Annotated in this window: 22 protein-coding genes and 1 tRNA gene; 14 read left to right on the top strand and 9 right to left on the bottom strand. The window is 39.9% G+C overall.

The window, feature by feature from the left end:
- Positions 1-71: 71 nt before the first annotated feature.
- From QZT69_RS01370 to QZT69_RS01355, 4 genes are read right to left on the bottom strand one after another with little or no spacing between them, the layout of a single operon-like run.
- Entirely contained in the window at positions 72-722 is a 651-nt protein-coding gene (locus QZT69_RS01370; protein ID WP_294669799.1) for a response regulator transcription factor, read from the bottom strand.
- Entirely contained in the window at positions 722-1,471 is a 750-nt protein-coding gene (locus QZT69_RS01365) for an ATP-binding protein (protein ID WP_294669796.1), read from the bottom strand. Before QZT69_RS01365 ends, QZT69_RS01370 begins: the two co-directional genes overlap by 1 nt.
- Positions 1,472-1,497: 26 nt before the next feature.
- On the bottom strand, positions 1,498-2,142 hold the full coding sequence (locus tag QZT69_RS01360) for a hypothetical protein (RefSeq protein WP_294669794.1): 645 nt from the start codon (positions 2,140-2,142) through the stop codon (positions 1,498-1,500).
- Between the two features lie 13 nt (positions 2,143-2,155).
- A complete protein-coding gene (locus QZT69_RS01355; protein ID WP_294669792.1) occupies positions 2,156-2,659 on the bottom strand; it encodes a hypothetical protein in 504 nt (167 codons plus the stop codon).
- Positions 2,660-2,967: 308 nt separating this feature from the next.
- On the opposite strand from QZT69_RS01355, the gene QZT69_RS01350 reads away from it, so the two are divergent.
- Together QZT69_RS01350 and QZT69_RS01345 are read left to right on the top strand one after the other, a co-directional pair.
- Entirely contained in the window at positions 2,968-3,519 is a 552-nt protein-coding gene (locus tag QZT69_RS01350; RefSeq protein ID WP_294669790.1) for an AidA/PixA family protein, read from the top strand.
- Between the two features lie 154 nt (positions 3,520-3,673).
- Positions 3,674-4,951: a hypothetical protein gene (locus QZT69_RS01345; protein ID WP_294669788.1), complete on the top strand. Its 1,278-nt coding sequence runs from the start codon at positions 3,674-3,676 to the stop codon at positions 4,949-4,951.
- Positions 4,952-5,074: 123 nt separating this feature from the next.
- Here QZT69_RS01345 and QZT69_RS01340 read toward each other — a convergent pair whose 3' ends face one another.
- From QZT69_RS01340 to QZT69_RS01330, 3 genes are all read right to left on the bottom strand, one after another.
- Positions 5,075-5,515, bottom strand: coding sequence for a hypothetical protein (locus QZT69_RS01340; RefSeq protein WP_294669786.1), 441 nt, complete (start codon positions 5,513-5,515; stop codon positions 5,075-5,077).
- Positions 5,516-5,565: 50 nt separating this feature from the next.
- Positions 5,566-6,468, bottom strand: coding sequence for a CPBP family intramembrane glutamic endopeptidase (locus QZT69_RS01335; protein ID WP_294669784.1), 903 nt, complete (start codon positions 6,466-6,468; stop codon positions 5,566-5,568).
- Positions 6,469-6,875: 407 nt separating this feature from the next.
- Positions 6,876-6,948: transfer RNA gene (locus QZT69_RS01330), tRNA-Lys, on the bottom strand.
- A 596-nt stretch (positions 6,949-7,544) separates the two neighbouring features.
- Between QZT69_RS01330 and QZT69_RS01325 the strand changes: the two genes are divergently transcribed.
- From QZT69_RS01325 to QZT69_RS01290, 8 genes are all read left to right on the top strand, one after another.
- On the top strand, positions 7,545-8,171 hold the full coding sequence (locus QZT69_RS01325) for a class I SAM-dependent methyltransferase (protein WP_294669782.1): 627 nt from the start codon (positions 7,545-7,547) through the stop codon (positions 8,169-8,171).
- 478 nt (positions 8,172-8,649) lie between these two features.
- On the top strand, positions 8,650-9,069 hold the full coding sequence (locus QZT69_RS01320) for a hypothetical protein (RefSeq protein WP_294669780.1): 420 nt from the start codon (positions 8,650-8,652) through the stop codon (positions 9,067-9,069).
- A gap of 6 nt (positions 9,070-9,075) precedes the next feature.
- Positions 9,076-10,839: a tetratricopeptide repeat-containing sensor histidine kinase gene (locus tag QZT69_RS01315; RefSeq protein ID WP_294669779.1), complete on the top strand. Its 1,764-nt coding sequence runs from the start codon at positions 9,076-9,078 to the stop codon at positions 10,837-10,839.
- Positions 10,826-11,572 (top strand): LytTR family DNA-binding domain-containing protein, encoded by a 747-nt coding sequence (locus tag QZT69_RS01310; RefSeq protein ID WP_294669778.1) that lies wholly within the window; start codon positions 10,826-10,828, stop codon positions 11,570-11,572. The genes QZT69_RS01315 and QZT69_RS01310 overlap by 14 nt, the downstream gene beginning before the upstream one ends.
- Positions 11,573-11,785: 213 nt before the next feature.
- A complete protein-coding gene (locus QZT69_RS01305; protein WP_294669777.1) occupies positions 11,786-12,208 on the top strand; it encodes a hypothetical protein in 423 nt (140 codons plus the stop codon).
- Positions 12,209-12,640: 432 nt separating this feature from the next.
- The gene (locus QZT69_RS01300) at positions 12,641-14,635 is read left to right on the top strand and encodes a tetratricopeptide repeat-containing sensor histidine kinase (RefSeq protein WP_294669776.1); all 1,995 of its coding nucleotides are present in this window, start codon (positions 12,641-12,643) and stop codon (positions 14,633-14,635) included.
- The gene (locus QZT69_RS01295; protein WP_294669775.1) at positions 14,632-15,252 is read left to right on the top strand and encodes a response regulator transcription factor; all 621 of its coding nucleotides are present in this window, start codon (positions 14,632-14,634) and stop codon (positions 15,250-15,252) included. The genes QZT69_RS01300 and QZT69_RS01295 overlap by 4 nt, the downstream gene beginning before the upstream one ends.
- Before the next feature lie 291 nt (positions 15,253-15,543).
- Positions 15,544-15,933 (top strand): hypothetical protein, encoded by a 390-nt coding sequence (locus tag QZT69_RS01290; protein ID WP_294669774.1) that lies wholly within the window; start codon positions 15,544-15,546, stop codon positions 15,931-15,933.
- A gap of 73 nt (positions 15,934-16,006) precedes the next feature.
- Here QZT69_RS01290 and QZT69_RS01285 read toward each other — a convergent pair whose 3' ends face one another.
- Complete coding sequence (locus tag QZT69_RS01285) at positions 16,007-18,181, bottom strand: T9SS type A sorting domain-containing protein (protein ID WP_294669773.1); 2,175 nt, start codon at positions 18,179-18,181, stop codon at positions 16,007-16,009.
- Between the two features lie 364 nt (positions 18,182-18,545).
- Here QZT69_RS01285 and QZT69_RS01280 point away from each other — a divergent pair, with 364 nt between their 5' ends.
- The 4 genes from QZT69_RS01280 to QZT69_RS01265 all read left to right on the top strand — a co-directional run bounded on the left by QZT69_RS01280 (position 18,546) and on the right by QZT69_RS01265 (position 21,838).
- Entirely contained in the window at positions 18,546-19,460 is a 915-nt protein-coding gene (locus QZT69_RS01280) for an ABC transporter ATP-binding protein (RefSeq protein ID WP_294669772.1), read from the top strand.
- On the top strand, positions 19,460-20,302 hold the full coding sequence (locus tag QZT69_RS01275) for an ABC transporter permease subunit (RefSeq protein ID WP_294669771.1): 843 nt from the start codon (positions 19,460-19,462) through the stop codon (positions 20,300-20,302). The genes QZT69_RS01280 and QZT69_RS01275 overlap by 1 nt, the downstream gene beginning before the upstream one ends.
- On the top strand, positions 20,302-21,027 hold the full coding sequence (locus QZT69_RS01270) for a hypothetical protein (protein ID WP_294669770.1): 726 nt from the start codon (positions 20,302-20,304) through the stop codon (positions 21,025-21,027). The genes QZT69_RS01275 and QZT69_RS01270 overlap by 1 nt, the downstream gene beginning before the upstream one ends.
- 172 nt (positions 21,028-21,199) lie before the next feature.
- Positions 21,200-21,838 (top strand): hypothetical protein, encoded by a 639-nt coding sequence (locus tag QZT69_RS01265; RefSeq protein ID WP_294669769.1) that lies wholly within the window; start codon positions 21,200-21,202, stop codon positions 21,836-21,838.
- Between the two features lie 54 nt (positions 21,839-21,892).
- On the opposite strand, the gene QZT69_RS01260 is transcribed toward QZT69_RS01265, so the two are convergent.
- The gene (locus QZT69_RS01260) at positions 21,893-23,641 is read right to left on the bottom strand and encodes a VWA domain-containing protein (RefSeq protein WP_294669768.1); all 1,749 of its coding nucleotides are present in this window, start codon (positions 23,639-23,641) and stop codon (positions 21,893-21,895) included.
- Between the last annotated feature and the right edge of the window lie 171 nt (positions 23,642-23,812).

The following is a 23,812-nucleotide window of genomic DNA, read 5'->3' as shown; positions in this document are numbered from 1 at the left end:
AAAAAACGTGTTTTCATTTTGGGAAAGTATGGTTCTGTTTGGAAAACAGTATTCTCAGATCTCTTTAAGATTCAATGGATCCGGTAAATGTTATGCCGAATAGCAAACAATACCAATCCTGCGGTGTTTTTGCAGCCGATTTTAAGTAATAAATTATTTCGGTGACCATTAACGGTGCTTTCGCTAATGAATAATTTTTGGGAGATTTCCAGGCTCGTGTTTTCCTGGCAGATAAGTTCTAGCACTTCTCTTTCCCGGCGCGTAATATCCATTTCTCCAAGTACTACTTTTTGTTTTTTTCCATGCATAAAATGATGCATGGCCTTGATGGTTTGCTCGTTAAAATAATAGTCGTTTGCCACAACCGCCCGAATTGCTTTTTCCACCTCACTGAAGTCAGCATTCTTAGCCAGGTAAGCATTTGCCCCGGCTTCAACCATGGCTTGAATGTATCTTTCTTCTTCGTGTATGGTCAGTATGATATTCCGGATGTCCGGGTGTTTTTCCCGCATGATCTTCATGGTTTCTAATCCGTTTAATACCGGCATATTAATATCAATGAGGGCTGCGTGAATAGTTTCCGGGCAGGCATCGAGCTGTTGAAGCAGATCTTCGCCGTTGTTGCATTCCAATACAACCCTTAAATCAGTTACTGCATTTAACAATGATATAATTCCCTTACGGAAAAGTACCTGGTCTTCTGCTATAGCAATGTTAATCATCATTCTTTTGTTTGATTGGAAGGTAAACTTATTTCGCAATTGAATCCCTGGCCGGGAGAAGAATTAAAATGCACGTTTCCGTCAAGTGCGAGAACACGGCTTTCAATGTTTTTAATACCGATGCCTCTTTTTATTTTTTTGTCGGTTAAATCGACACCAATTCCGTTATCACTATAGTTCAGATGTAAAAGGGTTTTTGAACCGCGGCAACTGATTGATACGGATCCGGCCCTGGCATACTTTAAAGTATTGTTAAGCAATTCCTGGATGATCCGATAGGCGGCTAAGGCTACCATTGGATTCATTTCCTCAGGTACATCTTCGAATTCATAGTGAATTTCAATTCCGGATGCGTTTGAAACAGATTCCGTGTAATTGCTCAGGGTTTGGTCCAGACCGAGTAATTCCAGCTCAAAGGGGATAATGGCATGTGAAATACGCCTAACACTGTTTATGCCGGTTTGAATGAGCAGCTTACTTTGTTGAAGGGTTTCTTTATTTTTTTCAACTTCCGGATTTAATTGTTGAATGGAAAGAGAGAGCGTAGAAAAAATTCCGCCCAGTTCATCATGAACATCCCGCGCAATGCGTAAACGTTCTTCCTCAGCTGATTGGATATTACTGCTCAGTAATTCTTTCCGGTGTTCGGCCTCCATTCGAAACAACTCTTCCTGTTTTTTCAACAGGTTTTTCTGATAACGGATAAAAAATAAAATGGCTCCGCAGGCTATCAGAAAGAATGCAGCCATTGTTATAATTATGCCGTAATAAAAGTCTATTTCCTGCTGTTTTTCCAAAATCCGGTGAATATAAATAGATAAAGAACAATCAATAAAAGTGTATGCAGTGTCCAGATATTCATTAACAAAGGCTGTCCCAGGTAATTGATGTAATTACTGAAAGCGAACAAAATCAGAGACCCTGAGAAATAAATAAAGAAACCTGCATTTAGGTATTTCAAAGCGTTTTGTTCAGGGAAATCAACTTCACTTTCAATGGTCAGTGAACGTATAAACCAATGAACGGAACAGCCGATGAAGATAAAAGCCTCCAATGAGCGGGTGTAAATATTAAAGTTGTGGAGGTTTTCAAGGACAAAGGCATCCAAAACGGAGAACGAAAGGAACAAAATCATTACCAGGTAAAGCCAAAAACGTGGAAGAAACGGTTTGCTCTGGAAAGAATAATATGTGAACAATAATAGGAATTCAAGAAGGGTAAACACGTGCAGCAATGGCAGGTTATTGATGCTTTTTTTCCATAGCAATAAAGATACTGCCTGTGTTACCACCGACAGAACCAGGTACCAGGTAATTATTTTCAATTCCTTGCTTAAGTGATTGTATCGGACAACAGCCAGTACAAAAGGAGCGATAATAATCCAGGGACCATAATTAAATAAAAACGCTTTTAGCTCCATTCAACCTGAAATCCTAGTCTTTCTTGGTTGGACAGGTAGGGGGACAAGGATAACTGAAATCATAAATGGCTGAATAATCTACGATCTTGCCATGTACCTCTTCGGGGATTCTTTCCAACAGTTCACCGGGATTTGCCGCTATTGGATTGTCGGGGTTATCATTGCGTTCAAAATCAAGAAGCGGTTCGATCAATAAGCAAGGAAGCGGTTCTTGCTCTCCCTTTTCATTGATATAGTCCTTTATTCCAAGTCGGCAGGCAAATCCCGATATCGGATAGTTATCTTTTCCGGATTCATTTAGATTGTAAGTCTTTATGCGCTCTGTCAAATGAAGCAGGTCCTCTACCGAAAGGCTGAACGAATTAATTTCAAGCGGTCTATATCCCGGGGGGAATGAGCCTTCAAAATTTTTTGGAACGAGGATGTAATTTTCATTTTGCCAGCGATTAATTCTGGTATCGGCTTCAGGAACAGATATACGGAAATGTTCAGTTGAATCGTGGAGTTGTGGGTTCATAAAATGTGTTTTTAGTATTTGACATCAAATATAAATACTTGTGCTGAATTTATAAGTATAAATAAGTTCTCAAAATAATCATACCTCTAAATCTAAAAACCAGATAAAAATACCTGTTTTTTAAAACCGGTATTTCTGTGTAAAGAATTCCCATCATATTGCTCTTACTTTGTCTTGTTCAGTAAGTGTTGCAACCTTATAGCAGTGGAGCTGGACCACTCAAAAAACAGACTGTTCCTGTTCAGTCAACTCAAACAGGAGGCGGAACCCGAAAAGCCTTATGAGTAAGGAAATTTAAACTACCCATTATGGCACAAATTTTTGTCGCAATTACAGTCGACGCAATTACACTCGCACAAAGTAAACCGGGAGGTTCGTGGAATGCTCCAATTAGCTTGGGAAGCTATAGTTCTTCTGATGTTTACGTAGAAATGATGGCACAGGGAAGTGCTGTTGTAAATGACCAGGGCGGATCAGAATTAACCATTTCTGCTAATGTCGGGGATGAAATTGTCTTCACTATTTCAGCTCCCGGAGCAGGTCAAAATTATTACCCGGTACTTTACAACACAGCATTAAGTAATGCCAACGTAAGAAGTTTAGGTCCGAACACGGCGGAATGGACAAACTACTGCCTCCAATCCGGAGGATCAGGAAGTCAACCGCAATTTGCCAATAAAATTCCTTCCGGGTATCCGAATGCCGGTAACCCGAATACATTTATTTGTGCGCAATGGCTGTTCCAGGTTAACGGAGCAGGATCGACACAATACAACATGTCTTTTGCAGTATTAAATACCCAAACCGGAGCTGTTATTGGCTACTATCTTTGGGATCCGTTCATTAACGTTAATAACTAATTGACCGGAAATACACTGAAGAACCGGCTCTTGCTTTTTGTCAGGGCCGGTTTTACAATAAAACCACTTGAAATAAAAGCTGTTCCTGTTCGGTCAACTCAACAGGAGGCGTAACCCGAAAAGCCATACGAGTAGGACTAAAAAATGATAGCTTATGTCAGCAACTACACTTAATACAATTACTCTAAAAAATGGTACTTCCCTGGATACTTCTAAATATACCGTTTGGGTTGCCGGATTTATCCAGCAGTCAGACGCTTACATGTATCTGAATACGGACGGGAATTTTACAGCAACCACCGGCAATTATATCAATATCAATGATGGATTGACGGTCAATGTACCGGATGTAACAAACCTGGGCAACAACCGCCTGGTGTTCCTGGTTACGGAAATTACAACCACACCTGCGGCGCTTTCACCGACTACCGGATATACAGCCTATCCGTTTAATGCTGCTCCGGGAGTTTGTCCTCCGGGTCCTTACGACATTTTTGAATTTGGCCCCAATGCCCAGTACGATGTATCTGCGGTGGATTCTTTCGGTTTGAATCTTTCCTTTACGGTAGCGAACGATTCCCTGGTCTATGGAGCGATTCCGGCTGTTTCGCGTCCGGAGATTGCAGCAGCTTTTAATACGTTTACCGGTTCAGATCCGCTGGGAAGTGCATTCGCGCAATTATTGTATACCAGTCCGACAGGTACCGGTTATCCTGATTCGATCATGAGTCAGTTTTCTGCCATTGTTTCGCCCAAAGACTGGCTGGCAATTAACACTAGTGCCAGTGGACTAAGCGGTTATTGGACGAACACCATCAATGACTTTTTTACAAAGGGAAATCAACTCAATCTTTACCTGAACGCTGCCACAGTGGGTACCTATTCAGGGACTAGTGACGGAACAAAATTTACACTTAACGGACCAAACAAATTAACGATAATCATTCCGGCAAGTGATTTTGCCGGTGATCAGGGATTCATGCAGGCAGTACGGGGGATCAAAACAGGAGAAAATCAAAATGAATACGATGCTTTCAGCCAAATTGAAGCCGCCATTTTCCAGGCCATTTCACGCGGAGTGTTGTTGGACGGAGTTGTAGGCGAGGGGGGAAGTATTTCTGATGGTTATACCTCTGCGGCATGGACGAACATTCAAAACTGGTACACAAATCACAACAATGCTTACAACCAGAAACCGAGTGTTTATGATGCATACGCCAAGTTTTTCCACTGCGCAAAAAATCACGGAGGAATAATTATGGGACTTAACTCTGCTAAAACTCTGGGAATGGCTTATGGATTCAGCCTGGATGAAAACCCGAATGTAGGAAGCTGGTCGGGAGGAAATAATGTGCCATCCAAAACCAACTACTCTGTGGGATCAGGACAGGATGTAACACTTACCATCGGAAGGTGGATTCCGGCCTCGTAAACTCAGTTGGCTCACATGCTTTACAGCTATTAAAAACAGAAGAAGGCGAATTACGGAAGTAGTTCGCTTTTTTGTTAGCCCAAGAGCGCATTAGGCAGTCTCAATCGGATAGTTGAGTAATGATTATTGTTTTACCCCGGTCATCCCGCCATATTTTTCAGTGATCTTCGAAATTTCTTCCAGGGATCTGCTGATAAAAGATTGATCAGAATAGAATTCAAAGATTAATTCATTGGAGAAATCATTTTGCTCGGAAAATCTCCCTTTGATTGTCACGTGTCCTAGTTTATTGTAACTGATTGTGAATTCCAAAGTTCCTTCATACGAACTAAAAGCGACGGTTCCATCAATTTGCTGATTGGCAATGTTCAACTTTTCTGCAAATTCGTATAATTCCCCGGTACTCGAGTAAAAGCTCTCATTTACCCGAAAATTTCGGGACTTGATTTCCAGATTAACACGAGCATCGTATCCGCCCCAATGACCAGTTTCATCAGGAAATCCAAAAACCTCAAGATATGTCAGTCTGAGATAATCCGATTCCCCTTGTATGGTAAATGTCATCACATTGATTTTACAATTATTCAACTTGTTTTTTAGTTGTGTTATAGTGCTTAGTTCTTTATTTCCAACTCATTTTCTCTTGAGAAGTATTTATTGAAAAAGCCTTTTTTGTTCAAATAAATAATCAGTAATAAAAACCCGGATAGGATAAATACATTTGCGTAATTGTATGACCAATCAGGTATGTTGTATAGTTCAATATTGTAAATTGCTCCTAACTTCCAATTTGTTCCAAAAAATGAAAACTCTACCCAATTCACCCCGCTATGTATACCAATTGGCAACCAAATTGAATTTGAGTAGAAATACAAAAGTGAAAAAATGTATGAAAAAATAAAAAGGCTTAGAAAATATCCGGGACTAAAATCCCTAAGCACAAAATGTCCAAGGCTAAAGATTAATCCCATAACTGTAAATACTATATGCGGATTCATATAATTCTTTAGTTTTTTAATCGGATATGCTCTTGTACATAATTCTTCAATAAAGGAATTCCAAAAAATGAATCCGACCATGAAGTAGAAATAGTAAGCCAAATAAGTTAGAAAGGAAACATCCGTAGGAATGACTTTTACATACTTAACATTCTCAGCGCTTAAGATTAAAACACTATTTTTTAGAGAAACCAAAATCGCACCAACAATAAACCCAATCAAAAGTGTCCTCCAAATTTTACCTTGAAATCCTAATTCGGATAATTTTTTTTGATGTATATATTTTTGTGCAAACCATATTATTCCAATTGAACATAAACCGAACAAAAAAAAGAAAAATACGTTTCCAAAACTAACATCAAAATTTACTCCTGTATGCTCTCGGATATTAATCCCAAATAGTTCCGCAATCCTTATCAGAGGTACGATAATCGCAACTGAAAAGAATACCACAAGTATTACTGTTATTATTTTAATGAATAAATAATTCCTATATACAGTTCTAAATTTTTCTAACATTACTCTTGATTTTAGGTGTTCTCGCGATAGTCTTTGTTATATCATTCCAATACTACACAATTATTCTGAAAACAGGGAGTCTTTAAAAATTTTCACAAGAAATTTAGCTTGAAAGCCAGTTGGATTCGAACCGAGTTGGATCGGTGGAAAATTGAATAAAATCAATGGTTTGCGGGGAGATTAGGCTTATCCTCCCTCTTATTCCCCTCTGACGGAGTCTGACACTCGTCAGAGTCGTCTGACCTCCAAAGGGGGAAACAGAATCTTAGCTTCGAACACGGATCCACACTCAGTTCTCACACTCACTACTGAAAGAAAAAGCTCTGAAAAACAGAGCGAGTGTGAGAGTGAGTATTGAGGGCAAAAAGAAAAAGCGAACTACTTTCGTAATTCGCTTTTTCTTTTTGTGATCCCGCTGGGATTCGAACCCAGGACCCATACATTAAAAGTGTATTGCTCTACCAGCTGAGCTACGGAATCTTCTTATTTTTTCTTCATCACTCATTCGTGATTGCGGGTGCAAAGATAGATATCTTTTGTGTTTATGCAAGGGTTTTAAGCAAAAAAAACGCAAAAAAGTTCACCTTCCTTTCTAACACGCTGAATCTAAGGGGAGAAGTTGGATGATTTTTTTTGTGGTTAAATAGACTAATTGATCAAAAATGATTTTTTGGAACGCTAACCGAATTATCAACATTACTTAATCGTTACATAACAATCTTTACTCGGAACTTGATTACAAAATTTAAATTCGGCAGTGATTGTATCACCTTTTGTAAACCTCATTCTGGTTGGATTTGCCTGTCGATCTATTATTAATGAGTCCGAGTGAACAATGAACATTTATGATTCATAACCTATTAAATCAGGTATTTGTTTTGCCTCTTTTTTATATTCAGATTTACATCCAGCCATAGTTAGAGTCAATACCACTAAAAACTTTCCCCGCATTTTCATAAATCGAAATGTTCTATTTATCAAAGATCGTTTTTGGAACAAGATCTAAAAATTTCGTTCCTTCTTGTCATCCTGAAAAATGAATCCGTAATTTTAGATGCGCTTAAAAACCAAGGAAAATGTCAGATTTAAATAAAAAAGAGCATTGGGAAAATGTTTATTCAAATAAGCAGCTGCATGAAGTGAGCTGGTATCAACCGAAACCGGAAACGTCTTTGTATTTTATTGAAAAAGCCCATTTACCGAAAGATGCTAAGATCTTGGATGTGGGCGGCGGCGATAGTTTTTTGACCGATCACCTGCTGGACATGGGATATACCGACCTGACCGTAGTCGATATTTCGGAACATGCACTGGAGCGTGCACGGAAAAGACTGGGGGCGCGTGCCGATTCGGTGAAATGGATCGCAGCCGATGTCCTGGAAATGGAATTGGATGGAACCTATGATCTGTGGCACGATCGAGCGGTATTTCATTTTGTAACGAACGACAATGATATCAAACGATACATTTCCCAAATGGAACGGTATATCCGAAAAGAAGGTACTCTTGTTCTGGGAACATTTTCGGAAAGCGGTCCCTTAAAATGCAGCGGAATTGAGATCAAACAATATTCCGAAAGCACTTTGGATGAGGTCACGGGTGAGGCCTTTGAAAAAATAGAATGCCTGACGGTTGATCATCCGACTCCTTTTGATACAAAGCAGAATTTTGTGTTTTGCAGCTTTAGAAAATTAAAAGATTAATTGTTTTGAACATTTGAACATGTTGCGCCTTAAAAAAGAAAAAGCCACAATCTGATGGGAGACCATGGCTTTTCTTAACAAAGCAAGAGTTTGCTAGTATAAGTTGTAATCCGGAGGAATTTCGCCGAAGCGAACGCTATAAGTTCCTTCCTGAGTACAAAATTAAAAGTCTTTTATCCGTTGTGGCAGAAAAGATGCTCAATCAGACCGAAAATTGAGTGAACAGCATGAATTTACAGGTCAATGATTTTGTATAGAGACATTAAAAACGGATTTGTTTACTAAAATTTAGATGAATCGATTTTTCAATGGCTTTTAAACAAAAAAATCAACTATTTTTAAGGGATGTTAGATTGAGCCTTTGAATGTGAAGTGAGGAAAAATATTCCGTTATTTTCAGGCAAATAACTTTCTTCTTTGCCTAAAAAAGGGCATATTTGATAACAACAAACTTTTGTCTAACTAAAAAAAGCGTTTTATGGAAACAACCATTCAGACTTACATTGTCCAACCGGTAGCAGCACCGATGTTGCCCGTAGTACCCGCGACACTTGATGATGCCGTAGCTGTGGATGCAGCTTATTCAACTTCCTCGCAGGAATTAAATGTACTGGTAACCTTCAAGCTTCCCGGAAATGTGAATCCCAACCAGGTGACTGTTACTCAATACTACAATGCTTCGGATTCGAGCAAATTGTATTTTTACCTGACATACTATTGCGAATCTCCGGGGAATCTTAAAACATATACAGGCGGATTTAAAGCAAGCCCCTTCGATGCGGCAGGAAGCCCGATCGCTATGGGAGGTATTTTAACGGTTAAAACCATGATGGTGAATTCGTGCGGGCCTAAGTCTTCAAGAGGTATTAGTTCTCAAGTAAGGACCACCGAAGTTTAGAAGCCCATGTTCTTTTCGAATACAGTGATAAACCTGGTAAAAGTGTCTCTTTTCGGGACACTTTTTTTAGTTTCAGCAAATGTTTCTGCCAAGCGGAATAAAAGTAATCAGTTCCTGGATCAAAAGGCACTGTTATTGGCAGGTGAGAGGACCAATTTAAAAGAGTTCTCTAAAACAATTGCTTTTGTACAAGAGGAAAACTGGGATTCAGTTTTAGTAAATACGCAAAAATTATTGCAACGTACCGAAAACCAGAAATTACTCAACTTCATACATTATTACAGGGCAGAGGCATTCCACAAAAAAAATATTTTGAAATATGCTATGCGTGAATTCAACCTGGTTGGAAGTGAATTTGAGTTCTATACAATGGTTCGATTCAACAAGGCCGGAATTTTTCTCTCCTGGGAAAAGTATAACCACGCGTTAAACTTGTTCAAGAGCATTGATACAACGGATCAAAAAGGTATTCGAACTATCCCGATTGACGCATTATTCCATAATATTGGAACCTGTTATTTTCATCTGGGAGATTTTGAAAAAGCCGAAAAATACTTATTGATGGCTATTCAGAAAATTCTGGAAGCTAAGAATGATTCTGCATTGATGGTTTCGTACATGGAATTGGCTGCTGTTTATTATGAGCAATACCAGGACGAAAAGGCCATTGTTTACTTTGAAAAAGCATATTATCTTTCCCAAAAATACGGTTCATTCGAATCGAAACAAAAGACCTCCTTGAACATGGCGGTGGTAGAAGAAAACAGAAAGCGTTACGATAAGGCTTTGTTTTACCGGAAAGAATATGAAGATTGGAGGGATTCCCTCAATGACCAAAACAAAATTTACGAAGTTGCGCAGATCGAGAAAAAACTGGCTCTGACCCATGAGCAGCAACGGGTGAAATTACTGCAAACAGAAAATAAACTGAAGCAGGCACGCCTGAATACTTATTTATTTGCGGCTTTGTTTTTACTTCTTGTAATCATTTTTGGAACTTATTTCTACCGCCAAAGTGTCCTGCGTTCCAGGGTGATCCTTCGCCAAAAGCAGGAACTCGATCTTTTAAATGCAACGAAGGACCAGTTATTCTCCATTGTGAGCCATGATTTGAGGTCATCGGTACATGCACTCAGTGTCAGTAACTCCAAACTGAAAGACAAAGTTCAAAAGCAGGAATATGCCAGTTTGGAAAATCAGCTGGAAGAAAACAGTGTGATTGCAACCAACACCTACAACATGCTCGATAACTTGTTGAATTGGGCGCTTTTACAAACAAATGGCGGTTATTTCAAACAGGAAGAACACCGGTTAAGCATGCTGGTCGATCACGTAGCTTTTAACTTCAAAGGAGTTTTGAACCAAAAAGGGATCACTTTCGAAAATACGATTCCAAAATCGGTCAAAGTATTTGTAGATGCGGAATCGCTGAAGATCGTGCTGCGTAATTTTATGGATAACAGCATCAAATTCTCTGAATCCGGAGCAATGATCAGTGTGAGTGTACAGAGCGAGAATGAGGACGAAGTCTGTTTCCAATGGAAAGATACCGGGAAAGGAATGTCAGAAGAAACACGCCTGAAATTGCTCAGTGATTCGCCTCAATTGACCAAAAAAGACCACGAAAAAACCATCGGTTCAGGTTTGGGAATGAATTTATGTCGCGCAATGCTAGCAAAAAACGCTGGGAAATTAGATATTTGGAGTAGACAAAATGAGGGGACGGTTATGATCGTTACCTTAAAGAAATGTGCTGATGGAAAAAATTAAGGTCCTGATTGTTGAAGATACGGTAGCAGAAAGCGATAAATTGATAGATACATTGACTGAAAGTCAATTTGAAGTAGTAGGAGTGGCGCGCTCCCACCAGGAAGCCCTGCAGCTGTTCTACGCTAATAAAGTAGACATCGTGGTGATTGATATTTTCCTGAACGGTATTCCCGAAGGAATCACATTTGCCGAAACGCTCAACAATGTTCCCGAATCTTCCAGGCCATTTGTTTTTCTCACCAGTTCAACCGACCGAAGTATTTTTGAACGTGCGCGGCTTACCAAACCATACAGTTTCCTGCTAAAACCTTTCAATCCGCTGGAAGTACTTTATGCGCTGGAAATGGCCATTGAGAAGTTTTACGGACAACCCGATATCTTCCAGAGTGATGAAGAGGATACGGTGATCAGCTCCGAATTTTTGTTCATCAAGAAAAAGGACGCACTGAAAAAAGTCGCTGTTTCCGACATTATCAATATCGAAGTGGAAGAGCGTTATTGCTCCATTTTCGTAGGAACTGAGAAATTTGTGATCCAGATTTCACTGACCAAAGTAACGAATCTGCTGGATCCGTCTAAGTTTTACCGTGTACACCGCAATCACATCGTCAATGCGCATGAGATCGAAGAGATCCAGCCTTCTGACAGCTTGTTGGTAATGAGCAATAAACAGCATATCCCTATCAGCGATCACTACAAAGAAGTGCTGAACCAGTTTAAGATCATCAAGTAATTATCAATGATTAATTATCAATGGATCAAATCGGTTTTGATAATTAAATCATTCATCATTGATAATTGAAAAAATTCCATGCTTCATTTTAGGTTTTTCATGACATCGATTCCGGATTTCATGACATTCCAACGAAATCAAATCGGTAAGAATCCTATACTTGTTATAGTCAAAACGCAATAACAATGGGGTTGCAGACTAAAATGAAGAAAAATGGAATTATTACTTACAGATATAAGACTTTCACCACTTCCGGATGCTAAACTGGTTTTGGATGATATTAAAGACCTGGAGGCTTACCTGGAACTGTACTGGCATTTTTCCCGCGGAGAAATCTTGCCGTTCGATTTTCCTCAGAAGCATATGAATAGGTTTCCTGACAGGTCTTATAAACAACTGCTGATGACAGACATAGCCAATAAGATGAATACCATCAATACATACCTTGCTATTCAGAACGAATATTTGAAAAACTATTATGTATTGTACCTGCATTATGCGAACGGGATGGACATTCCTTCTGATTTCCCGGAAGAGATTATCGATCAGTTCCCAAGCAGAACTTATATCCATCAGTTAAAAGGGGCAATGACTGTATTACAGCAGGAAATTAATTCCGAGAGAGCAGCGATGTAAAAAAGATTACCACCGCTATTCACTGAAACACAAACTATAATAGCGCCTAAATGTTAGCTTTCACATGGGAGCAGAGGCAGTAGCGGCCTCTGCTTTTTTTAAGAGATTATTAAAAATTAAAATAACTACAAACGTCCTACCACTTACACTTGCGTAAAAGTTGCATCTTCATGAAAATCATATTGGAATGAAGGTGTAAAACAAAATCCTCCGTTCATTCAGCTGACGGAGGATTTTTCTCTTACGCTATAAGTAGAGTAGCTATTGGTTATTTCGAGTAAGAACTTTCCGGATCACCATTTTTTATAAAAAGATGACGGCACAAATGTCAGTTATTTCCATGGGTTAGGGACTAAGGGGAAACCCTCTATTTTGTGTAGGGCAATCGCGGATATCTTTCAAACTGGTATTTTTAACGTGAAATTTATCCGGATGATTAAAAAAGTAACAAAACTTTTGGGTGCCGCTTCACTGTTACTGCTTGTACTAAGTGCATGCAATGGACCCGATAGTACTGTTATTTATAAAGAAGAGGCAACCCAAAAACTGGACGATACCTGTTTTTGGCTGACCGGGCGGAAGCATTTTCACAATCCCGATTATTACCCTGTTTTCAATACCTATTACAAAAAGCAGATAAAACTTAAACGGTATGACAAAGCTGCTTGTGCACTAGGAGCATTGACAGAAGTAGAAATGTATTTTTCTTTTTTTAAGGAAAGTACACTGAAAGAAGTTAAAACCTTCAAAAAGTATTTTGAAGCAAAACTCCCGTGGGACCAAACACTTTTTGTGGAATCTTACCTTGGAAATTACCATGTCAACCAAAATGAATACCGGGATGCGATCCCATATTTCCTCAGTGTGGTAAAGAATAAGCCTTTTGATTACAATACCAGTGTCGAAGTTGCTCACGGTTACGGAGATTTGGCGTTTTGCTATTTTGCAATGGGGCAGCATGAAAAAGCCATGCAAAATGATTTAAAGGCACTGCAATGGTTTGAAAAAACAAATAATATTACCGGAAAAGGAGGTATTTATGACAACCTGGCACTCGTAAGTCTTTACACACGGAATTACAAAGATGCTGAAGCTTATTTTGATAAAGCAATGGTGTCTTTTAAAGAAGTAAATGACACCGTAAATATGTTCACTTCTTTGTACAATAAGATCATTCTTTACCAGGAAATGGGACATCCGAAAGAATACGAACTAATCAAATCCACTTATCTTCTTTTTAAGAAAAGCAAACTTATAGATGAATCGCTGGAGCTTTCCCTGTCTTCATTCTATATTCAGATCTTGTTGCGTGAAGGCCGGATATCGGAAGCTGAAAAGCTGCTGGATGACATGAAATTGATGGTTGAAAAATTGAAGTCAGCCACCGCCGATATCGAATACCTGATAGCATTAGCGGAGTATGAGATCGGATCTGGCAAGGGAATAACTGATATTCCGCTCATTGAAGAAGCATTGAAAGCCGCAGAAGAACAGGAAGATTATCAGAACCAGGTTGCTTTTGCTGAAGTATTGAAGAGTAATGCTGTCCTGGAAAAGAATTATAAGCAGGCCTATTTTTATTCTGAAAAACTAAAACATGCCGAGAATAAGATCAGTGATCATACAATCATTGCGAAGACCATGGAGCTGGACAAATTGTATGAAACCAAACGCAAAGAGAAGCAGATAGCACTTCAAAAAGAAACGATTTATAACGGGAAGATAACCATTGCTTTGCTGTTTTCTCTCCTGATGGTTCTGCTATTGGTCGTGTTCATTGTTTTTTCGCGCCAGAAACAAAATAAAATCAAAAAGGAGAATAAGCGTGCAAAGATTTACACCAAAAAATTACTGGATAAAACAGAAGAGGAGAGAAGGCGCATTGCCAGTGATCTACATGATAGCGTGAGCCACGAACTACTGAACCTGAAGCATTCAATTGTAGGGAATACGCCCAATTCCGGTGAAAAGATAGATTCAATTATCCGGGACATAAGAAGTATAAGCCGGAACCTGCATCCGGTGATGTTCGAAAAAGTGGGTTTATCAGCAAGTATTAACCAAATGCTCGACCGCGCGCAATCGATCAATCAGTTGATGGTAACTTCCGATATCGTTTACTGCGGATCTTTATCCGTATCGGATGAATTGCAGGTTTACCGGATTATCCAGGAAGCACTTTCCAATATTATCAAATATGCCGAGGCGGTTGCTGCAAAGATCATCATTCGCGAAAGCCAGGAAGATTTGATGATACAGATCAAAGACAATGGAAAAGGATTTAATGTGTCTGAAACACTTTCTAAAAAAGATGCTTTCGGACTTCACAATATCATTCAACGCAGTAAGGCCATCGGAGGTCATGCGAAAATACACTCCGACAAGAACGGGACCATCATCACTATTGACTTAAAGAAAACAACATGACAATCATCATTGCAGACGATCATCCGTTTACCCTTCAGGGAACTCAGAGTTTTGTGGAATCATACGGATACCAGGTTATTGCGACTTGTGCTAACGGTGTTTCGGCCCTGAATATGATCCAGCTCCGCATACCGGATATTGCTATTTTGGATATTAACATGCCCGCGCTTGACGGCCTGGACGTGGCCAAAAAAATACAGGAATTAAGATTGAAGACCAAAGTTATTCTCCTGACAATGCACAATGAGATGACTATTTACAACAAATCCAAAGAATACGGAGTATACGGTTATATCCTGAAAGAGCATGCACAGGTGGAGTTGAAAAACTGTTTGACTGAAGTCGCAAAGGGAAACCAATATGTGAGCAATTCTCTTCTGAATGACCTGGTAAGTGTACGTGAAACAGGAACCAGTGAATTGGATAAGCTCACTTTCTCGGAACGAAAGATCATTGAATTGATCGCTCAGCAAAAAACAAGCAGGCAGATTGCCGAAATGCTTTTCCTGTCAGAAAAAACCATTGAAGGGCATCGTTCCAATATCATTGAAAAACTGGGATTGCCCAAGGAAAAGAACGTCCTTTTGAAATGGGCATTGAAGAACGGTTTGGAGTAAGATCCGTGATGCATTTATTTTCAAATTGAAAAAACTTGTTTTCAATTTGAACATCTTTTCATATGATCTTCAAATACCGGGTATGCACTCGTCTTTCCGAAATAAGAAAATGTAAAGAAGGAAAAAGCTTTTAAAAACAAGGGGTTTTAAGCGGTTTTGACTTCTGATAGCTTTGTTTTTAAATCGATTTAGCATTCGTTGCCATTGGTTGGAATGTAACTTTTTTTGCTTGGTATAGTTGTTGTCTATATGCAATCACCAGGCTGGAACGGTTCATTAAAATTAAAGAGTATGGCACGTTTTATATCATTCAGTTTAGCAGTAGTTGTAGTTAGCAGCATGTTTGCTTTTGCTCAGAAATATGAGCCGGTTCCGATGTGTCTTTTCGTCCAGGAAACTGCTTTTGATCAATCTTTTTCCGGAGAGATTTCCGGATCGAATGATCAGTCGGCTTCCCTGACAATGAATATCCACAATACCTTCAATTCGAATTACCTGACACTTGAAATAATCGGTGGAACGGCAAAAGCACTTCCGTTTGAATTAGTGAATGCGCAGGGAGAAGAAATGTATTCGGGAACAATTAGTGGAACTCAATTGATCGAAACAGAATCGTGGCCTGTCGGAACCTATTATTTCCGATGTGGGTCGAAACGCGAAACTATTTATATCATGAGGTAATATACCAACCTTGAAGTAAGAGCAAAAAAGCCGGCTTGAATGTTCAAACCGGCTTTTTTAATGCGTTTTTATATTATTGAATGCTGATCGCGCGCTGCGTAACAACGTTTTCAGAAATCAATCGAACAAAATAAATTCCTGGCTGTACCTGGATGTCCATTCCCACAGTTGTTTCACCTTTAGCAACTGTTTTTTCGGTAATTTGTTTTCCTTGTGCATCGATAATCACCAATTGAGATTCTTCTGTTAAAGCGGCAAAATTAACCTGGAACGATCCGTTATTCGGTACAGGATAGATTTCCATGGAGGATTCTCCTAATTCTGAAATTCCGGCCGTACAGTCAACAACCGTTACCAAAATGCTGTCCGTAAGTGTACAATTGTAGTCATCTGTTACAGCTAATACTACTTCACCTGTGTTTTGTACCGGGTAAGAATTGAAGTTGTTGTTCACACCATTCCAGGTATAAGAAGTATAACCGTTTCCTCCTGGGATAATGTATAAACCGTCTTCCGAACAAACAGTTGTATCAGCCCCCAGGTCAAGTGTATTGAATGTAAGCGTCAGTTTACTCGGGCAGCCAAAGTTTGCGGAAGTAGCAGTTAATTGCATTTCCATGTCTGTTGCTTCGAAGTAAAGTAATGTTTCCTCATCACCTCCGAAAGTAGATGTACTACCTTCATAATGCGCATAAAAACGATTGTTCGACGGGTGAACAATAAAACTGGCCATATCTGAAAAATCGGTGATGGAAAGAATGCTTGTGTAGGTATCTGTTGTAAAGTTGTAATCTACAATTGAATCATCCTCATCCCGGAAATAAGCATGACGGTCTGTTCCGTCAAATCCCGACATTCCCCAGGAAGCCCAGTTCTCAGAACCATATACGTTCAGGGTGTGTTGGCCCATTGGCGTAACCAATCCGTTCAAAATAGAAATGTGGTAAAAATCATAATTTCCGTATGCAGTTCCAACAATCAATTCATTGTAGCCAGCAAGCATAACTCCCTGATCATTAGTTCCTAATGTAATAGGTTGAGAAAGCATGATTATCTCTGTTCCATAGCTTAAGTCTTCATTGAGTGAGCGTAAAGCATTCATGGTAAATTCATCCGTATTGTCAGAGTTTGGAGTAAATGGCGCTGTTGTATTGTAAAGTGTATACAATTTCAAAGATGCCAGATTCGTAAAGATTCCGTCACGTTTAGGCAGATCAATCCCGTTTTGTAGGTTCAGGTCGAATCGGGCTGTAGCATTATCTCCGACAATGTATACGTAGTTTGAAGTTACCGCTATTCCGCCGCGGTCATCTCCGTTAATTTGCTCGTGATCAATGGTTTGAAAATTGCTGGTGTCTATAGCCGTCAGTTCATATTGGTAAGGAACCGAAACGGTTGCAGTATACAGCTCTGTTGGGTTGGATGTGATGGGAGGTAGCATCATAATGTTTCCGGTTCCAAGTATGTTCAATAAGTTGACATCTGTGGCATACACCTTTACGTTGTTTCCGTTATCGAGTACTGTCCATGCGTTTTCACATACTACTTTCGATTCGTCCGCCGGATTTTCAAGCACAGTGAATTGGGCGTTGTCTTGTGTATAGCATCCGTTAGCTTCGGTAAGCGTATATGTGATGTTATAAATTCCGAAACCACCAGGTAATGTACTCAGATCAAGTGTATTGTTCGTAATTCCCATACCACTGAAAGTACCACCGGTTGGAGATCCAACCAAATTGAACGGGCCTTCGGAATGACAAAAAAGACTATCTGTTAATGAGAAACTTGCTTGTTGAGAAGGAACACCGGTTAAACAATAGTTGTATTCCAGCTCGACGCGTGCTCTGCTGGATGAACAATACGGATATACATTTCCTTGCTTTACCAGCTTGATGACAGCACTTCCGCCGTAAGAATTAATAGTTGAAAAAGGGATTGTAAGCTGCGCCGAGAAAGGAGCACAGGTGCCGGAATTATAGCTGAAAGTACCAAGAAGTACCAATCCGGGGCCAAATACGTTATATGAACCACCATCAAAATATGCTGAACCATCAATAGTCATGACCGCGTCTTGGTAAGCTCCTGCGGGTAATGTATTGAAGGTATAATACATCGTGTCATTGGAATAATTGATGGGGTTGTAATCGTCATTACTCGGTGTGCTCCCGTAACCTGAAAAGGTTTGGGAGTGTCCGGTGAAAGTGGTTAGCAAGCCGAGAAGCAAGCCGCTGAAGTAATTTTTTTTCATGTTTAGATTTTTGACGAAACTAGGCCTTTTGTAGACCGGAATTTCTCCGAGTAATTAAATCAGGGGTAACCCCTGTGCCTGAAAAGTGCTTTGAAATAGTGGCTTTCAGAGGGTTTTGAATGGTGATTTTCAAATGGTCCATTTGATTTTCAGCAAGTTACTGATTCCTGGTTTTTCGTTTAAAAGCCAGCTCAGGGTTTCCCCTTGATCGCAAAGATGGCGTCGGATTTGTTAAGATAATCGGAGAAAGAACAGTGTACCGCTATACAGATACCATTCACCGATTTTTAAAAAAATCAGGTTTAACGAATTCGGATAATGCGTAATTTTAAGTGTCTTTTTGACAACTAATCTGTATCGATTTATGGAACAGCAAACCATTATCAAAGTCCGGAATTTGTCCAAGAAATTCGGGTCCTTCGAAGCAGTCAAAAATGTTTCCTTTACGGTTCATAAAGGAGATGTCTTTGGCTTTTTAGGACCAAACGGAGCCGGCAAAAGTACCACCATCCGCTGTTTATTGTCACTCATTAGTCCGGACAACGGAAGCATCGAACTATTCGATAAGTCCCTGCAAAGAAATCGTTCGGAGATCCTGGCAAACATTGGAAGTATTATTGAAAAGCCGGATTTCTACAAATACCTCTCGGCACAAAAGAACCTGGAAATCTTTGCACGTATTTCCGGGGCCGATGTTTCAAAGAAGGAAATTCATGAAATGCTCGATTTTGTTGGGCTTGGAGATCGCGCGAAACACAAGGTAAAAGGATTTTCCCATGGTATGAAACAGCGTCTGGGCATAGCCCAAACTTTGCTGCACAAACCGGAGCTGATTATTTTGGATGAACCGACGACCGGATTGGACCCACAGGGAATTATTGAAATCCGGAACCTGATCCTGCGGCTGAAGAACGAACAGAACAAAACCATTTTGCTCTCTTCACACCAATTGTCAGAGATTGAATTGATCGCCAACCGCATGGTCATTATCAACCAGGGAAGATCCATCGTGGAAGGTTCAGTGGACGAATTATTGAACAGTGAAGAGACCATGGTACGCATTGAGATCGATTCGGTAGATTCGGCTCTCGAATTGGTCCGATCCAGGTTTAATCCTGCCGAAATAACCCGCACTTCTGCAAAGGAGCTGGAAGTATTGATTTCAAAAAAACGCATTCCGGATCTGACAAAAGAACTGGTATTAGCCGGGTTTACCATTCATGCCGTGGAGCCAAAACGCAAACTGGAAGATTATTTCATTAAAACCATTCAATCCTGATGCTTTTCAAAAATACGTACAACGAGTTCATTAAGATCGTATCAAAACCCCGGAGTTATCTGGGATTAGGAGCTTTAACGGTCTTGATCGGTTTAATCATCTTTGCCATGAAGGCGGATGGAGAATCCATGGTTTCTTTCGTGACGGCCAGTTTCGAACAAACACTTTCGTTCAACGGGAAATTGGTAAACGGAAACCTCATTGCCTTTATCATTTTGCAGATGCTGGTGGTCCACATTCCATTATTGATCGCTTTGGTAACGGGAGATCTCATTTCCGGGGAAGCAGCAATGGGAACAATCCGCATGCTGGCCAGCAAACCCATTTCACGGACTCAGATTGTCCTTTCCAAATTCATCGCCGGGGCCATTTATACGCTGGTTATTACACTTTGGCTGGGAATATTGTCCCTGCTGGTTTCTCACCTGGTATTCGGATCCGGGGATTTAATGGTGTTAAACAGCGACGGACTGGTCATTTTACCCGAAGCTGATATTTTATGGCGTTTCGGACTGGCATTTTGTGTGGCTTATTTGTCCTTGCTCACAGTTGCAACACTTTCGATCTGTTTATCGGCCTTTGCAGAGAATTCCATAGGCCCGATCGTTGCAACCATGGCAATTATCATCATTTTTACCATTATCGGGAGTTTGGATGTTACTGTTTTCGATACTATCAAACCGTATCTGTTTACGACACACATGGCTTCCTGGCGAAGTTTCTTCGAAGATCCCGTACCTTTTGATGACATTATCAATTCTATCGTCATTTTACTCACACATATTGTACTGCTTGTCGGAATTACCTTATTTAAGTTTAACAGAAAAGACATCACATCGTAATGAAAAAAGTCCAAAATCATCGAAAGCAATACTTCCTCTTGTTTGGTTTCCTGTTTGCAGCCTTCGGGGGGGGATTTGCACAAGAACCGGAAAAAGTCATTGATAAGATCAATGCGAAGATCACTTCCGTCAAAGATTATACGGTCAATGCGCACATAGATGCAGACATTCCGATGATCAAGATCATGCCTTCCAATGCCAAGATCTATTTCAAGCAGAAGGATAAAGTGAAAATCGAATCGAAAGGAATTACCATTTTGCCGAAGCAGGGTTTTACGGAATTGAATACATTTTTGTCCGATAAATCCAAATACTCGGCTGTGTTCGGTGATTCACTGAAAATCAATGGTACGGATACACGCCTTATTAATATCATTCCGAATGCAGCCTCCGGAGAAATCGTATTGGCGAAGATTTGGGTCGATCAAAAAAACTCGGTGATCATGCGTTCGCAGGTTACAACGCAAACAAATGGAACGGTAAAAACCGATTTTAAGTACGGATCGCAATTGAGATACGGCCTGCCCAGTGAATTGAAGTTCGAAATCGATGTGAAGAAATTCAAAATGCCTAAAAGCGTTGCTGCAGATATTAATAAAACTTCCACGGATCCAAAAAAGGCTAAGGAGAAAAAGCGTACAAAAGGAACGATTACGATTACTTTGAGCGATTACAAAGTCAATGGCGGATTGAGTGATGCTATTTTTAAGGATAAGAAAAAGTGATAACTTTTGATACAGAACAAGCGTCAGTGCAGTTCTAAAAAGGGGAATTATCAAGATGAAAAACGCTTGACGCCGCAGTCTGGCTTTTAAGGCTACCAGGATGTGTGAATTTCAAAATACTGCCTAAAATAAATAGTGCGCCGGCGCGTTGTAATGCATTAAATTAATCATTATGAACCGTTTCGCCTTTTTAATTGCTCTTTTTAGTACCCTTTCATACGGACAGGAAACCACTGATCGTTTAAGACCCGGAATTCAAATCTCTTCTGTTTTTTCAAGTAGCGAAGCCCATGGGATTAGTCCTGCTCTGACTTTGAATTCTCGCAGGTGGATGCTTTCTGCAGGCCCACGATTTGACTATAAGAGAATGTTTCGTGAAAAATCAACCTTCTATGTGCGCAATAAGCAGCTGATTATCGATGCATCATTCCGTTATTATTTCATGTCTGAAGCGAAGAGAACACGTCTTTTTGCACAGGCAGGAGCAGAGTACGGGTATTCACATATTGCTTATAACTATGATTACATCAGCGGAGAGATGCTTGCATACGGTCCGCAAATCGATTACAATTTCCGCGGAGAATGGGATAGAAAAACGCATTACCTAAGTGTTTACGGAGGTTTTGGGGTTGATGTACGAATCTGGAAACAACTCACTGCTTTTGTAAGTTGTGGCGCAGGAACTTCTTTTTCCCATACCGAATCTGTCCTTTATAATATCGATTCGGAGCAAGTGGAATATACTTCAAAACATAGGCCAAACGCTAAATTCAGCTGGATTGCTTCTACAGGTATTGGCTACCGTTTTTAAGGATAGTAGAGGCGAAAAATTTTTCAACCCTACTAGTTTACTGCATAATTTAAGTCATTCTGTAGCAATCTTCAACAAAGCTTCTTTCAGATCAATCTTGTTCGTGTCGTATAAAATCACTCCCATATCAGTGTAAGTCTTCCGGAAAGCTTTTGTTTCCTTTTTGTTCAAAGGTTTTCCCAGGTAAATAAAGTAAACAGGAATATTGCCGGCTTTGAATTCATTTAAAATAGCCTGGGTTTCGCTGTTTAAGACAAATTCACCATCCGTCAGCAGCAATACCGCATTTACACCTTTTTCCAGTTTGTCGGAAGCCAGGAGTGTTTTCACTGTTTCAAATCCGCGTTGAATGTTTGTTTGACCGAAAGCGTGTATGCGTTCGATTTTTTCGTGGATATGCTTTTTCTGGTTGCAGGGAACAGATTGCAGCAGGATATCTGATTTCCCGGAAAAGGTAACAACTGAAATGCGGTCCACTTCACGTTGTATCCTGACCAGGTTTGTTGCATGCTCCTTCAAATGCGCCAATTTCCCGGATTCGTTCATGGAAGAGGAAGCGTCCAGCAAATAAACCAAATGATGCGGAGCTGCTTTTTGTATCAGCAATTCTTCATTACTGAGATTGGCAGTTACTGAAGCAGAATCCTTCGGAATGGATGGGGGTATTTCTTCCGAATATTCGAATTTATAAATCAATCTCGGAGCCATTAGAAGCACGTTTTGGTTCGTATCGATCTCGGAAGGGGAGAGACAGCAGTCAGAGGTTTTGCGAAACGTTAGTCCGTCGGCAATTGCAATGTAATCGTTGTAATCTTCTACAACTGCGTTGTAACTTCGAACAAACTCATTGTAAGCCTGCTGAGATTTCTTGACGTAAGGTTCCGTTGCGTATTTGGAAGTGGCAAACCAATAAAGCCTGCTCTGCATGGATGTATAAAAAGTACGGTAGCGTGTATGAAGCCAGAATCCACTGCGCAAAACACCATATCCGCGCGTTTTGTAAAGGTAAAGTGAATCGTTTTTCAAACCTGTTGCATTCAACTGCCTGATTTTGGCATCGTATTTCGCATTATTGGAAAGATTTTCGGCATACAATTCTTTTTCCCAGTTTGTTAATGTATTCATCGTCAGGTTCAACTCCTGGAGTCCTTGTTGCAATTCTTTATGAGTTTGGAATGGTGGATAATGGAAATTGCAGTATGCTACCAAAGCATTGTCCAATTCTTTCAACCGGGAATAGCATTCTTTGAAGAAACGTTCATGCGCTCTTAAAATCTTTTTAGCTGTTTGGAATTGAGTGTCAGACCGGTATTTTTTCTCCGAAACATAGTTGATCAGTTCTTCATGAATACTGTATAAGCTATCTGTTGAAGCCAGGTATTTATCAAGTATTGCACCAAATGAAGTGTATTCGCTTTTGGGTTTTGCCTGTATGTTTAAAACTGTTTCACGTGCTTTCAGCCATGGAATGTAATCTGCCTGGTAAGCCGGAATCTGGTTCTCCTTGTTGGGGGTAATCTCTTTAAAGCGAAAGTCCTGCTCAATATCTGTATAGCTTAAAAGTCCGCTGTGTTGTGTTTTGCTGCAGTAGAAATAATTCTCATTTACCCTTTGAGCGCTCATGTGAAGTGCTTTCTGTAGTTGAAGTGCATCGAAATACCAATCCTGGTGACACTGACTGAAGGCATTCATTAATTCGATTACATGATTGAGCTCACGAACTGATTTATTCCGGTTTTGTGCGTTGCAAACAGTAGAAAAAAGGATACAAGCGGTGAAGAGTAAATGTTTTAAAAAGCTCATCAATCGATAATTCAGACGTTAAATTAATGAAAATTCTCAGCCGGGGAAATGAGATTGACTTTAGATGGGATAATTTCAGCCATTCCATATCTAATAACTCCCTGAAAAATAAATACCATTCAAACAGCTTTACCACTTTTAAGGTATTGATGAAGCAGGTTCGTATTCGTA

It is taken from the genome of uncultured Fluviicola sp., from assembly GCF_902168135.1.
In the GTDB taxonomy this organism is placed as follows: domain Bacteria; phylum Bacteroidota; class Bacteroidia; order Flavobacteriales_D; family Crocinitomicaceae; genus Fluviicola.
Note: the sequence above shows the minus strand (reverse complement) of the source record. Positions and strands in the feature narration are given on the sequence as shown.